This is a genomic window from Salipiger abyssi (assembly GCF_017311415.1).
Lineage (GTDB): Bacteria > Pseudomonadota > Alphaproteobacteria > Rhodobacterales > Rhodobacteraceae > Salipiger > Salipiger abyssi_A.
In genome coordinates this window covers 480,461-494,781 of record NZ_JAEKIS010000001.1, presented here as the reverse complement: position 1 = coordinate 494,781, position 14,321 = coordinate 480,461, and the positions used below count along the sequence as shown (strand labels likewise).

Sequence of the window (14,321 nt, the reverse complement as noted above, 5' to 3'; positions counted from 1 at the left end):
CCGTCAGCGTTCCGGATCGTAGGACGAAAGCCGTGAAAGCGCGTCGAGCCGACTATCTTCTTCGGCCAGCAGGGCACTGCGGCGCTCCGCTGCTTCATGCCGGGCGACCTCTTTCGCCGCCTCGTCGCGGGCAAAGGCCAGCCGGGCCGCAGCGGCGCTGTGGGCCTGGCGCGCACGCGCCATGGCAATGCCCTGATTGATCTCACCCCGGCGCTGCGCCAGCCAGCCCTGCCAGAGCGTATCCGCCCCGAGCAACCTGCGCGCATCCAGCGAATCCGCCTCGGCAAAGGTCGCCTGACGCAACCCGTCGATTCGAGCCTGTTCCGCCTGCAAACGTGACTCTTCCGCCAGATCGCGGCGATAGCTTTCGAGCGCGCGTTCCCGCAAGAGCGCCGTCACACGCAGCAATTCGTCCATGTTCTGCGTCACGAAAACAGCCCCTTCTGGTCACGCATCTTGCGGCGCATCTCTTCGGCAAAGCGGATCGCGGCGGCGACCGGGCGGAAATGCTCCGGCGCGATCTGATCGCCGATCTCGGTGGTGGCGTGCAGCGCCCGCGCGGTGGGCGGATCGGAATGCACCGGCACCCCGGCCTCCTCGGCGATCTCGCGGATCCGACGAGCAATCTCATCCACCCCCTTGGCAACACAGACCGGCGCCTCGCCGGGCAGGCGGCTCCAGCGCAGGGCGACCGCGTAATGGGTCGGGTTGACGATCACCACATCCGCCTCGGGCACATCGGCCATCATCTGGGTCATCGCGATCTCCTGCGCGCGGGCACGTCGGTGCTGCTTGAACATCGGATCGCCCTCCGCCTCCTTGTATTCGTCGCGCAGTTCCTTCTGCGACATGCGGTTGCGGCGCAGATGCTCGGCCCGCTGCCACAGGTAATCGATGGCGCCGAGCGCAATGGCCACCAGCGCGGCGATCCCCAGCAACCGCAGCATCAGCGTGCCCATCAGCGCAGCCGCCTCGCGCGCCGAGGCGCGACCGATCCCGGCGATCTCGTCGAGCCTTGAGGCCAGGAACAGGCTGAGCAGCACGGAATAAAGCACCAGCTTGGCAAAGCTCTTGGTGAATTCGAACAGCCCGCGCCGGCCGAACTTGTTCTTGGCGTTTTCGATGGGGGACAGCCGGTTGAATTTGAAGGCCAGTTTTGACGGGGTGAAGAGCAGCGACCGGCTGGCGAAAAGCGTCAGCAGCACCATCAGCGCCGGCACCGCCAGCCAGGGCAGCACCGGTTTCAGCACCGCCGTCAGCAACCCGCCGGTGGGCGCGCTCGCCATGCCATCGAAAAACAGCGGCGCCAGCCGGTCGGGCTGGGCCACCATCGGCAGCAGCGCGTCGCCGAAGCGGATGACGGCGTCGCCGCCCAGCGCCAGCCCGGTCAGCAGCATCCCGAGATAGGCCGCGGCGGTGAGCATGTCAGGCGAGCGCGGGATCTCGCCCTTCTTGCGGGCCTCGTCGAGCTTGCGCTGCGAGGCCTCGTGGGATTTGTCGCCGCCGTCGTCTTCGGCCATGAGCACCTACCGGAACGGGCTGGAGAGAAACGCATCGACCGCCGAGAGCCAGACCGACAGCATCACCGGCGCGGTGAGGAGCAGCAGCGCAATGGAGCCGAAGGTGATCACCGGGGCGCCGACAAAGGCGACCATGAGCTGCGGCATCGCCTTGTTGATGAAGCCGAGCGTCAGGTTGTAGAGCGCCGAGAGGATCACGAAGGGCGCGGCCAGGGTGAAGGCCAGGGCAAAGCATTGCGCGACGCGGTCGCGCCCGGCCTCGGCCACGGTGGCGGGATCGGGGAAATGCAGCGCCGGCAGCAGTTCGTAGGACAGGACGAAGAACGCCGCCGCCTTGACGTGAAAGCCGGTGGTCATCAGCAGCGCCAGTCCCGCGACGGTCAGGATATGGCCGATGGCGGGCATCGGATCGGCGGCGCTGTTGCCGAGCAGCTGCGCCAGCGAGGTCGATTGCGCGGCGATGCTGCCGGCAGTCTGGAGCGCATGGATAAAGAGCCGCAGCCAGAGACCCAGCAGCAGCCCGTTGACGCTCTCGCTCAGGATCGCGACGGCCAGCGCCGGCAGGCCGGGCGGAGGTGCCGCGATCTGTGCCGAGGCCGCCGGGAGGATCACCACGGTGAGCATCAGGCTCAGCATCAGCCGCACCCGCACCGAAACCGTCTGCTCGCCGAGCACGGGCAGCGCCGCCATCGCAGCGCCGACGCGCAAAAACACGATCAGCCCGACCCAGAGCCAGCCCGAAAGCAGCGTCAGAAGCCCCTCGGGCAGGGTCATGCCGCCACCACGCCGACCAGCGAGGGCCGCGCCTCCACCCCGATTTCCTCAAAGGAGAGCACCGGGTTGCCGATGCCTTTGGCAGACAGGATCGTGCGCAGGAAACGGCGGCGGCGGGCGCTGGTGACCAGCGCCGGGAAAATGCCGCGATTGCCCGCCGCACCGATCTCGTCGGCAACGCCGGCGGTGAGCGTATCGAACATCTCGGGCGGCAGCGCCACGTCGAGCCCGCCGCGCGCACCCTCGACCTGATAGGTGGCGAAGGTATCCTCCCATTCCGGCGCCAGCTGGATCAGAGGGATCGTCCCGTCCTTGCGGCGCATGCCGGCGACGAGCTGGAAGCCAAGGCGCTGGCGCACATGTTCGCAGATCGCCTCGGGGCCGATCTGCTGGCCGCGCATCTCCGAGATCGCCTCGAGGATCAGCGGCAGGTTGCGGATGCTGACCTGCTCCTCCAGCAACAGCCGCAGCACTTGGTGCAGCGTGTCGATTGGCACCTTGTCGGGGATCAACTCGTCGAGCAGCCGGCGGTTCGCTTCGGCCCGGGCGGCGTTGGAGAGAGAAACCATCTCGTCGAGCAGCCGGCGCAGGGCTTTCAGTGTCAGCAACCGGCCGAAATTGCGCTTGATCACCTCCAGAAGGTGGGTGGCCAGCACCTCGGTCGGGGTGACGATGGTGGCGCCAGTGATCGCCGCGCGGTCCTGATCCTGAGGACGGATCCAACGCGCAGGGGCGCCATAGACCGGCTCTGTCACATCGCGCCCGTCGGGCAGGCGGCCATGCTCTTCGGGCATCAGCGCCAGCACCAGATCCGGGTTCAGCTCGCCCCGCGCGATCTCCACCCCATGGATGCGGATGACATAGGCGCCGGTTTCCAGCGCGGCGGCATCGGTCAGCCGGATCTCGGGCAGGATGAGCCCGAACCCCGAGGCGATATGGCGGCGCATATTGTCGATCCGCACATCGAGCCCCGTGCCGGGGTCGAGCACCATGTTCACCAGATCCGGCGCGAATTCGACATGGATCTCGTCCACATCCAGCACATCTCCGAGCGGACGCTCGCGCGGCGCCTCTTCCTCCGCTTCGGGTTCGGGCGGCGCTGGCGGCTCCGCCTGTTTGCGCGCCATATAGACGGCGAGCCCACCCAGGACACCGGCACCGAGGATGAAGGGCAGGAAGGGCATGCCGGGCACCAGCGCAAAGAGCGCCATCAGCACGCCGACCGTGCCGAGCGCCGCCGGGTGCCGCGCAAGTTGCCCGGCCATGGCGACATCGGTGGCGCCGGTGGCGCCGCCGCGTGCCAGCAGCAGCCCCGAGGCGATGGAGATGATCACCGCGGGGATCTGCGTCACCAGCCCGTCGCCCACCGTGAGGATCGCATAGGTCTCGAACGCATGGGAAAGCGCCATGCCATGGCCGAAAATCCCCATCACCATGCCCATCACAAGATTGAGCAGCGTGATGAGCAGCCCGGCAACAGCGTCGCCCTTGACGAATTTCGACGCGCCGTCGAGCGAGCCGAAAAACGTCGTCTCCTGCTGTTCACGTTCGCGGCGGGCCTTGGCCTCGGCGTGGTCGATGGCGCCGGCGGACATGTCGCTGTCAATGGCGAGCTGCTTGCCCGGCATGCCGTCGAGCGCGAAGCGCGCCCCGACCTCGGCCATGCGGGCAGCGCCCTTGGTGATCACCGCGAAATTCACGATCATCAGCACGCCAAAGACCACGAGACCGAGGAAGACGCTGCCGCCCATAACAAAATTGGCGAACCCCTCGATCACGTCGCCGGCGGCGGAGGTGCCGGTATGGCCCTCGCCGATGATCAGCTTGGTCGAGCTGACATTGAGCGAGAGGCGCAGCATGAGCGAGGCGAGCAGGATGGTCGGGAAGGCGGAGAAATCGAGCGGGCGTTCGATGAAGAGCGTGACCGTGAAGATCAGGATCGCCAGGCCGAAGGAGGCGGCAAGCCCGACATCCAGCACCCAGGCCGGCACCGGCAGGATCATCATCACGATGACCGCCATCAGCGCGACCGCGAGCAGCACCGTCGGTTTGAAGAGCGGGGCAGGGGCCTCCGGCATGCTCAGCCTCCCAACCCGGGAAGAAAGGCACTCGCGCCCTCGGCCAGCGGCGCGAGTGAGGCACGGGCAGCAACGCCTTCGCGACGCAGCAGCGGGAAGCGGTTGACACGCGCGACACGCGCGGGAGACTCGTTATCTGTGTGCTCCGACGACAGGCTGGCATGCATGGCGCGGTAGCGGCGCTTGTAGCGCTCGGCATATTTCGGGGTGCGGCTATGATAGGCGCCTGCCGCCTCTGTCCAGCTACCGGTTTCCTTATGAAGCCTGCGCAGGAAGCGCGCGGCGTAGAGCGCATTCGCCGTCGGGTCGAGCATCTCCTCCAGCGACCGAAAGGCGCCGCCGTGCCAGCGATAATTGATCTGGAAACAGCCCAGATCAAAGCTGCGGATGCCCTTTGCGAAGGTGGCCACCGCGTGCTGCCGTGCCGCATGCCGCGTGCCAAACCAATGCCCCTCGCCCTGCACATTGATCGTCCAGGGCCAGGGACGGGTCTGGCCGTTCCGCGCCCGCCCTGTCTCTGCCCGGGTGATCGCCATCAGCACCTCGATCGGAACGCCCGTCTGCCGCGATGCCTCCTGTGCTGCGCGGTCGCAAATCGCCGACGGGGCCGCCGGCACCGGGAGGGCGAACATGCAGATCGTGCTGAGCGTCAGGACCAGATAGATCAACCTTGCCAGCCACCGCGCAGCGCATCGTGGTCGCCTGCGAAATCTGTCGCCATCTGTCCTGTCGCTGTCGGGAAAGACCATTCTGATCCACCGGGTTTCCGAGTTCGTTTCCAACCGCTATCGCGGCGAGGTTTATTTTTCGTAAGCCCGCGCCCGGTTAGTCTCTCGGCAGGCGGGTGTCCTCGAGCAGAGCGCGCAAGGCATCACGTGTTTCGGCCCCGGTGCCGGCGAGCCGTTCGGCAAGCGCTAGGCTCGGCAGGGGGTCCTCGGCCTCGGGAAGATCGGAGCGGATGAGCGCAGCGGTGACCCCCAGCGTGTCCTGCGCGCCATCGAGCGCCGGCCAGTCGCCGGCGAGCCAGGCGGCGGAGCGGGCTTGCTGTGCCTCGCCCAGCGTATCGTAGGCGGTACTGGCATAATCGAAATCGCCCATCATGCGCCGCGCTTCCGCCCGCAGACGCAGCACATCCTCGCCTTGCAAGCCGATCAGCGCGATCTCTGCGGCCTCCGGTTCGGATCGTGCGAGATGAATGCGGGCGGTGAGCAGGCGCGTGCGCCGGGCGGCGCGGTCGACGCCCGTCAGTTCTGCCCAGCGCGCCGCCTCATCGGCGAGGCCAAGATCGAGCAGACGCTCTGCCACATCAAGCGCGGCCTCCGGCGCGGCGATCCCGTCGAAGCGATTTGCGCGCGCTACGGTCTGTTTCAGAAATGCCGTGTCCGGCGCCTGCTCCGCCAGGAGCGTTAGCGCCTCGGTCGCCGCGGCAGCGCGGGTCGGCTCTGGAATATCGTCAGCATCCCAGAAGCTGCCGAAACCCGTGTCATACGCGCCATTGGCGATCGTCGCGCGCAGATGCGCGCGCCAAAGCTCCGGACCCTTTTCCGTCTCGCGCAGCTCTGTCGCATAAGCCGCGGAAAGCTCTGTCATGCGCGCACCGACCGGTTCGCGCCTCTCTGTCGCAATCTCGATCGCGGCGACGACAGCGTCGGGCGCATGCGCCCCTGGACGCGTCGCAAAGGCCTCGAGAACGCCGCGCGCCTCATCCACCGCACCCTCCAGACGGTCGATCTTTGCCGCGCTGTAAACCATGCCTTCGCTGCTTTCGCCCATGGCGCGGGCGAGCTGCGAGAGTAAGTTGCGCGCGACACCGGGCTGGCCCTCCTCTGCGAGCCTTGTGGCAAGGTGCGGCCCAAGCAAGGCGCGCAGATTCAGGGGTAGTTTTTCGAAGGCCCGCCGGATCGCGTCGCCATCTATGGTGGAGCCGTCGGGCAGGGCCGATGCTCCCGCCAGCGCCCATAGCGAGGCAAATCCGTCGCAATCGGTCTGGCCGGCAAAAACACCGGCCCTATCGGCCTCACCGTCGACGATGCCGGCGAGCGCAACAAGGACCGGATCACGCAGCTCCGGATTCAGTTCGAGAAGCGCCCGGGCTTCGGCGCCGAATCCGATATGGAGATATGCCCTGGCCAGCGCTGTCAGCACCTCGGGATCAAGCCGGTCGAATTCGCCGTAAAGCCGCGCGCGCAGATCCGGGATGGTTGCCTCAAGCGTTTGCTCTCCACCCCAGGCAGCCACATCCAGCTTGGAATCGGGCACGCAGGCGGTGCCGCCGATACGAATGCGCGATTGCAGGTCGTAGGAAGCCTGACTGGCAATCTCCGCCTCGATGGCGGTGCGGGCGGTTGATGCAGGATCATCCGGCGCGGGCCTTGATGGCTCTTGGGCATTCGCAGGCATGTCTTGCGCCGCATTCGGGCGCAGAAGACCCCGAAGCGCCGGATCCAGCAGCCCTTCGGTGGCGGCGGTCGCGAGCTGTTCTGACAGCATCCGCTCGAATGCGTCCGGGTCAGTGCCGGACTTTTCCGGCACGGCGGAGGTGCCTGCAACGGTCGGAGGGGCGAAAGCGGGCATAAGCGCGTTTTCAGTCTTTCGCGGGCCGATACCGGGCTCCGATCCAACCCGAAGTTCCGAAAGCGCGGTGAGGGCGGGACGCGGCAGTGCCGGCTCTGACACCGCTGGTTCACCCGGTCGGATATCGACGACGAGCATGCGCCCCCGCAGCAGAAATGCCGAAGCCACGCAGGCGCAAGCGAGGTCGATCCGCATGCCGTCCCCCTCTGGCAGCATCGACAAATCGGCGACGCGCGCGCGATCGATGCGGCTGAACACGCCGGAAAGATCGAACGCGTATCCGCCAGTTTCGAACCGGATTTCCGCCTGTCGCGCGTCCGGCTGCGCCAGTTGCCATTGCATGTCCTGCGGAAGATCGAGCACCAGACGGGTGAAATCGCCATGCTCGCCAGAGCGCACACGGATCTCTTGCGCGAATGCCGACACACTCCAGAGCAGGAACACCGCCATGAGCACAACCAGCCGGATCATGCTGCGGCCTGCTTGACCGATTTCAGCGCCTCCTCAAGATCCACAAAGCTTGGTCGGAAATGTGCCGGCGTGTTTTGACGTCCAACTTCGATGCAAATATTCGTGGCGTGGTTGTGCAAGTTGGCCACCAAGACCTCTCGGATCAGCTGGTAGAAATGAAGGTCGTCTTCGACCACGGCTTTGACCTTCACCGCAAAGGGGCCGGCAAAACCATAGGCGAGGAAAACCCCCAGAAACGTGCCGACGAGCGCACCGCCGATGAGCTTTCCAAGCACCTCGGGCGGCTGGTCGATCGAGCCCATGGTCTTGATCACGCCCAGCACGGCGGCGACGATGCCCAGCGCCGGCAGGCCGTCGGCCAGGCTTTGCAGCGCGTGGCTGGAATGCAGGCGATGATGCTCCAGCGCCTCGATGCGCTTGTCGAGCACCTCCTCCACCTGATGCGGGTCGTCGTAGTTCATCGACATGGAGCGCATCGTATCGCAGATCAGCTCCACCGCGATCTTGTCGCCCTGGATCTTGGAATATTTGGTGAAGATCGCCGATTCGCCCGGCGACTCCACATGTTCCTCGATTGCGACCGGGCTTTGCCGCGCCAGCCGGATCAGTTCGAACAGCAGGCAAAGCAGATCGCGATAATCGGCCGGCTTCCACTTCGCACCTTTGAAAACCTTGCCGACATCCTTGAGCGTATGTTTCACCACGCTGGAATCGTTACCGATCAGAAACGAGCCCACCGCGGCGCCGCCGATCATCATCATCTCGAAAGGCAGTGCCTTTAAAATGATCGCCATCTTGCCACCGGCGAGTATGTAACCGCCAAACACCATGGCAAAAATCACAACGATACCGATGATCCCCAGCATTGGGATGGCTCCTTTGTCAGCGTTGAGGGGGGAGAGTAGGGCGGCAGCGGTTAACAAAGGGTCTGCGCCCGCCTTATATGCCGCTACATCACCACGAATTCCGCATGCAGCGCGCCTGCGGCCTTAATGCTCTTGAGAATGTCGATCATGTCGCGCGGAGACACGCCCAACGCATTCAGCCCGGCGATGACTTCGGATAGCGAGGTCCCGCCCGGAATTTCCGCCAGACCGATGCCCGGCTCTTCCACAATCCCGGCATTGGTGCGCGGGACAACGACGGTTTCGCCCTCGGCAAATGGGTTTGGCTGCACGGTGATCGGGTTTTCCTCGATCCGCAGGGTCAGGTTGCCCTGCGATACCGCGACCCGGGAAATGCGCACATCCTCGCCCATCACGATGGTGCCCGAGCGCTGATCGACGACCACCCGGGCACGCCGTTCCGGCTCTACCGGCAGGTTTTCGATTGCCACCACCGCACGAGCGGGTGAGCCGGCACCGGTTCGACGCAGATCGACCGAAATCGTACCGGCGTCGAGCATCTGTGCCGCGGGCTGCCCGACGCGCCGGTTGATCGCGTTTTCGATACGCGCGGCAGTGGTGAAATCCGGCTCGCGCAGCGCTAAGCGCAGGGTTGAAAGCTGGGTGAAGTCGAACTCGACCTCGCGCTCGATCCGGGCACCTGCCGGAATCACTCCGGACGTCGGTACCCCCTGGACCACTCGCGCCGCATCGCCCGCCGCATCGACACCGCCAGCGATGACCGTGCCTTGCGCCACCGCATAGATCTGCCCGTCGGCGGCATTCAGCGGCGTCATGATCAGCGTGCCGCCCAGCAAGCTGTTGGCATCGCCAATCGCCGATACAGTGACGTCGATCTGACTGCCCGAGCGGGCGAAGGGCGGCAGGCGACCGGTGACGAACACCGCCGCCACGTTGCGCGGACGAAACTGTTCACCGGTCACATTCACCCCGAGCCGTTCGAGGATGTTCTGCATGATCTCCTCGGTGAAGGGTGCGTTGCGCAGACCGTCGCCAGTTCCGTTGAGCCCGACCACAAGCCCATAGCCCACAAGATCGTTGGCACGCACGCCATCGACCTCGACCAGATCCTTTATCCGGACCGCCTGCGCCTCTGCCGCGCCGGCAAGCATCAGCGCGATGCAGAGAGAGACCGCAAGGCGGATCATGACAGGAACGCCGTCAGCGACAGGCGTGACGAGCGGGCGGTGATCGCGTAGAGGCTTTCCAGTTGGACGCGGGTGTTTTCGTAGCGTGTCGCCGTCTCGAATTCGTCGGTCCCGACAAGTTCCAGTCGCGCCAGGCTGGTCGCGGTACGCTCGGCTGAGTTGCGCGCCGTGGTCCGCCCGATCCTTTCCTCGACACCGCCCAGACCGGCGCGCAGCTCGACGATGCTGGCCTGGGCGCTTTGCAGCGCCAGCGCAGAGGTTGAAATCAGCTCGGTCTTCACCTCCGAGGACAGGCCCAGTGTTTCGTCGCTGGCAAGCACGGCCCCGGCGACCGCCTTCATCATATCGCGAAACACCGTCTCATCCGCCCGGATGTCGAGCGTCACGCTCTCTGTCCGACTGAGCCGCAGCGGCGCCAGCGCGGTGTCCGAGCCGGTATAGCCAGTGGTTTCGAACCCGCCGCCGGTGCTGTCGAACCAGTCGTCGAGCTGTGCCTCGATCCCCGCGGCGGTGGTTTCGCCGGCAAGCGCGCCGCGCAGTTCCGCCAGCATGGTGTCGCTGTCGATCACCGACGGACCGTCGGTGGCGGCGCCGGAAAACAAAAATCGCCCACCGACCGAGCGGTTCAGCCCGTTGAGCATCTGTTGCAGCGTGTCCTCCGCCTCGCCCGAGAGGGTCTGGAACATTTCGTCATTGGGCGTCAGCTCGACGGAAAGCAGCACCTGCGAAAGCGCTTCGGTGCGATCCTGGATCTCCTCCAGCGTGGTCTGCATCGTGCCGGTCAATAGCGCCGCCTCGGCTGTGTTGACGCGGTAGGTTTCGAGCTGCGACAGTGTCCGGTCGATGGCGACAAGCCCGGTGACGTCGCCACCCAGATGCGCCGCCGGATCGCGGACGAAACCAGTGGCGATTTCGATTCCCAGCGTGTCGAGTTCGCGGTTGAGCCGGGTCTGATGCGTGCGCAGCACCAGCGTCCGGGCAAGATCGCCGACAGTGTCCATGGAAGGCTCCTTACATATTCATCAGGGTCTGCATCAGCTCGTCCACCGTGCTGAACACCCTGGCATTTGCGGCGTAGTGCTGCTCGATGCGGAGCAGGTCCTGAAGCTCGGCATCGGTATCCACGCCCTTGGCAAGCTCCAGCTCTTTCAACGCGGTGTTCTGGGCGCTGCTGAAGCTTTGTTCGCCATCGGCGCGGACACGCGCGGCAGCAATGGCGGAGTGAAAATCGGCGACATGCTCGCTAAAGCTGCTGGTGCCGCTGCCGAGGCTGGCCGACCCGGGCGTCTGCAAGGCATCGAGCGTGCTGGAATAGGCCTGAAGCAGCTGCGCGTCACCCACATCGCCGCGTGTAGCAGCACCCAGCCCGTCGCGCAGGCGCCAGGCGCCGCTGCCATCTGGAGAGACCAGCGCGTTGAGCGATATACGCCCGGCGAGGCCGGTTTCGTTCAGCGGGTCAAATGCCGCGCCGCCATCTGTGAAAAGCCCAGGATCGCCCGTGGCAAGCGTCGTGTCCGGGCCTCCGGGGGCAAACCGTTCGACCAGATCGCGGGCGATACCGTCGACAACCGACTGCATATCGACCGCAACAGTGTCGCGGATCTGCAATCGCGCGCCCAGCCTGCCGCCCCCTAGCGGGCCGTCATTGCTGCTGTCGATGGCAAACCCGTCGATCTCCAGCCCCGAAAGCGACCCGTTGTCGAGCGTCATATGCGCAGTCACCGGATTCTGTGGGGCGAAGCCGATTGTCACCGGGTCGCTGTGGATGGTCTGGTCAAGCAACACGGTGCCCGAGGCCGCGTAAAGCGCCACGGTGCCGTTTTCACGCGCCACGCTGCGCAGGGGCAGGATGGCGGAGACCTCGTCGATCACCCGCTGCCGTTCGTCCATCAACGCCGACGGGTCGCCGCTGCTATTGAGACTTTCGGTGATCGCGGTGTTCAGTGCCTTGACCCGGCCAAGCGCCGTGTTGAGCGACTCGACATCGGCGGCAATGGCGCGGTCCGCCGCGGTACGTTGCAACTGGATCTCGTCGGAAATGCCGTTCAGTTTCTCGGTGAAATCCTCCGCCGCCAGCGCCACAGAGGCAAGGCGCTGATCCGAGGAGGGATCGGAGGCCGCCGAGAGCAAAGCGTTTTCAAAGGCGGAGTAGAGGCTTGTGAGCGAGCCCGCCTCGTCGCTGGCACCCAGCAAGGTCTCGATTCCGCTGGCAAAACTCTGCATGTTGTCGGCGAAACCGGATTGCGCATCCGAAAGGCGCCGGTCGGACAGCACCGCGGCATCGACATTGCGCCGCACCCCGTCGATCGCCACGCCGCCCAGTGTGCCGGCGGGGCGCGAGGAGAGATCGAGAGACCGCCGCCCGTAGCTTTCCGTTGTGGCATTGGCGATGTTCGAGGCCACCAGCGCGGCGGCACGGCTGTTGGCGGTGAGGCCGCTCAGGGCATTTGAAAGGGCTCCGGTCAGTGACATTCAGCGGCCTCCGTTCGGGGCCGATCCCGAAAGGGATCAGCGCTTGATATTGGTGGTTTCCTGAAGCATCTCGTCCACGGTCTGGATGACCTTGGCGTTCGAGGAATAGGCGCGCTGGGTCTGGATCATGTCCGTCAGCTCCTTGGCCACATCGGTGGCCGATTCCTCACGCGCAAAGGACTTGATATCGCCGGTCGGACCATCCCCCGCGTTCCACAGGAAATAGGCGCCGCTCTCGGGCGAGGGCCGGAAAGTCTGGCTGTCCATGGCGAGCATGCCGTTGGGATTGGGGAGATCGGCCAGCGGAACCTGATATAGCACGCTGCTCACGCCAGTGTCGTAGTTCGCGCTGACATACCCGTTTTCGTCGATTTCGACCGAGACCATGTTGCCGACGGGAGACCCGTCCTTGGTGATCGAGATCGGAGCGAAACTGTCGGAGAGCTGCGACAGACCGCTATTGGCACCGACCGCGCCGATGTCGAATTCGATCGGCCCGCCCGCCACATCGACGGTCAGCAGCCCGGTCACATCGTCATAGGGGCCGCCGGAGACCGGGGTGACCGAGGCGATGCGGCCACCGCCCGTGCGACTGTCGTCGAACACGATGGTGTATTCGCCGATCACCGCATCGTCCTGCGCGGAATCGGTCATCACCATGGTCCATTCGTTGGACATACCCGTGGCCGGAACCGTGGGCGTGAAGGTCACCGAGATACTCTGCGACACGCCGAGATTGTCGAAATATTCCACCGAAAGATTGTGGGAATCCCCTGACGATCCGGTTTCGGTTTCGGTGGCAGGCAGGTTCAGCGCCATCGAAACGGATGTGGTCGGGTCACCTGTCAAACTGAGGCTGAATTGCACCGGTTCGAGCCCGGCAGTGGTATCTCGGGGAAAGGAGGGAATCGATCCATCGAGATTGGCGGGCCAGCCCAGGAGATAATACCCCGCCTCGTTGGCGAGATAGCCCTCTTCGTCGAGGCGGAACGACCCGGTGGAGGTGAGCAGAAGCTCGGGTTCGCCGGTGGCCTGGAACTGCGAGGCGGAAACCACCGGCAGCATGCCGCGGCCGCGCACCGCGAGATCGGTGGCGTTGGTGGTCGATACGATCGACCCGCCCTTATCGACGACACGGATATTGGAGGATTGTACCCCGCCCGCGGTGTAGCTGCGCCCGCCATTGGTCATCACCAGCGAATTGAAATCGGTCTCGACCCGGCGATAGCCGTAGGTCGAGGCGTTGGCGATATTGTCGGAAATCGCGGCGAGGCGGCTCGCATTCGCGGAGAGCCCGGAAACCCCGGCATTGAGGGACGAGGAAATGGTCATGGACACGCCTTTCTGCTGTCTCTGTCAGAAGCTCGGGACAACAGTTACGGGTCGCGGCTTAACGCGGCGCTAACAGGTAAAATGCGAACCAAAAGCACTCAGCGCTGTCTCAGGAAAATGACCTCGATCCGGTTGTTGCGCGGATCCATCGGATTGCGCTCGGTCGGTTCGCGGTCGGCATGTGCGGTCACCCGGTCGACCCGGCGCTTGTTTAGCCCGCCTGTGATCAGCAGTTCCCGAAACCGGTCGGCGTGACCGCTGGACACTTCCCAGGACGGATCGTGGGCAAGCACTACGGGATAGGCGCTGACATGGCCTTCGACCGCGACCGGGTTGGTCACCAGGCCCGAAACCCGCACGATCACACCCGACAAGGCGCGCAGCAGCTCGGTGGGGCGCCCGTCCTCGTCGAAAAGCCGCGCATCAGCGGTCTCGAACAGCTCGACCACCAGACCTTCGTCGGTGACGCGGGTCACGATGTGGCGCAGCAAGCCGTTATCGACCATGCTTTCGCCGTTGCGGCCCATCAGAAGATCCTCGACCTGCTGGAGCTCTTCGGCACCGGCACGCGCCTCGTCGGGCTGCATGCTTCGGCTTTCTGCCGCCTCGGAGGTCGGGCGCAGGCTGGTGGCGCCGGTGCCCACGCGGGGCAGGGTGTTTTCGGAGAACACGCTTTCGCCGCCCAGGCTGCCATCGCCGCCGCCGGACACCCGGCTGATCGCCACGGTCGGACTGAAGTAATCCGCAAGCCCCTTGCGCTGCTTTTCGGTCGTCGCGTTCAGCAGCCACATCAACATGAAAAAGGCCATCATCGCCGTCACGAAGTCGGCATAGGCGACCTTCCAGGCACCGCCATGGTGCCCGTCCCCGCCAGAGACCTTTTTCCTCTTGATGATGACCGGCGCGACATTGCTGTCGACCGCCATTTCCACCACCTCTTATTACACCCCGGGCAAGGTTCTACGGGCGCAGCCCTTACCGCCGGCTTAACAATTCAAAATGTCGACTTAACGCGGCGGCGAAGTCGTGCCGATTATCCCACAGGCG

12 protein-coding genes are annotated in these 14,321 nt (G+C 65.1%); all 12 read right to left on the bottom strand.

The features are described from left to right. Positions 1-3 precede the first annotated feature (3 nt). The 12 genes from I6N89_RS02315 to I6N89_RS02260 all read right to left on the bottom strand — a co-directional run bounded on the left by I6N89_RS02315 (position 4) and on the right by I6N89_RS02260 (position 14,200). Positions 4-429: a hypothetical protein gene (locus tag I6N89_RS02315; RefSeq protein WP_207016600.1), complete on the bottom strand. Its 426-nt coding sequence runs from the start codon at positions 427-429 to the stop codon at positions 4-6. Beyond that, positions 426-1,520 (bottom strand): EscU/YscU/HrcU family type III secretion system export apparatus switch protein, encoded by a 1,095-nt coding sequence (locus I6N89_RS02310; RefSeq protein WP_207016599.1) that lies wholly within the window; start codon positions 1,518-1,520, stop codon positions 426-428. The genes I6N89_RS02315 and I6N89_RS02310 overlap by 4 nt, the downstream gene beginning before the upstream one ends. A 6-nt stretch (positions 1,521-1,526) precedes the next feature. Then, positions 1,527-2,294 (bottom strand): flagellar biosynthetic protein FliR, encoded by a 768-nt coding sequence (locus tag I6N89_RS02305; protein WP_207016598.1) that lies wholly within the window; start codon positions 2,292-2,294, stop codon positions 1,527-1,529. Beyond that, on the bottom strand, positions 2,291-4,372 hold the full coding sequence (gene flhA / locus I6N89_RS02300) for a flagellar biosynthesis protein FlhA (RefSeq protein ID WP_207016597.1): 2,082 nt from the start codon (positions 4,370-4,372) through the stop codon (positions 2,291-2,293). Before flhA ends, I6N89_RS02305 begins: the two co-directional genes overlap by 4 nt. A 2-nt stretch (positions 4,373-4,374) precedes the next feature. Next, entirely contained in the window at positions 4,375-5,040 is a 666-nt protein-coding gene (locus I6N89_RS02295) for a transglycosylase SLT domain-containing protein (RefSeq protein ID WP_236016377.1), read from the bottom strand. 157 nt (positions 5,041-5,197) lie between these two features. Next, positions 5,198-7,396, bottom strand: a complete 2,199-nt coding sequence (locus tag I6N89_RS02290; RefSeq protein ID WP_236016376.1) for a hypothetical protein — start codon at positions 7,394-7,396, stop codon at positions 5,198-5,200. A 17-nt stretch (positions 7,397-7,413) separates the two neighbouring features. Next, positions 7,414-8,283: a flagellar motor stator protein MotA gene (motA, locus tag I6N89_RS02285; protein WP_207016596.1), complete on the bottom strand. Its 870-nt coding sequence runs from the start codon at positions 8,281-8,283 to the stop codon at positions 7,414-7,416. 83 nt (positions 8,284-8,366) lie between these two features. Further along, on the bottom strand, positions 8,367-9,470 hold the full coding sequence (locus I6N89_RS02280) for a flagellar basal body P-ring protein FlgI (RefSeq protein WP_207016595.1): 1,104 nt from the start codon (positions 9,468-9,470) through the stop codon (positions 8,367-8,369). Further along, entirely contained in the window at positions 9,467-10,471 is a 1,005-nt protein-coding gene (locus I6N89_RS02275) for a flagellin (protein ID WP_207016594.1), read from the bottom strand. Before I6N89_RS02275 ends, I6N89_RS02280 begins: the two co-directional genes overlap by 4 nt. Positions 10,472-10,481: 10 nt before the next feature. Further along, the gene (flgK, locus tag I6N89_RS02270) at positions 10,482-11,942 is read right to left on the bottom strand and encodes a flagellar hook-associated protein FlgK (protein WP_207016593.1); all 1,461 of its coding nucleotides are present in this window, start codon (positions 11,940-11,942) and stop codon (positions 10,482-10,484) included. Positions 11,943-11,978: 36 nt separating this feature from the next. Next, a complete protein-coding gene (locus I6N89_RS02265) occupies positions 11,979-13,274 on the bottom strand; it encodes a flagellar hook protein FlgE (RefSeq protein WP_207016592.1) in 1,296 nt (431 codons plus the stop codon). Between the two features lie 98 nt (positions 13,275-13,372). Continuing rightward, positions 13,373-14,200, bottom strand: coding sequence for a flagellar motor protein MotB (locus tag I6N89_RS02260; protein ID WP_207016591.1), 828 nt, complete (start codon positions 14,198-14,200; stop codon positions 13,373-13,375). Positions 14,201-14,321: the final 121 nt, after the last annotated feature.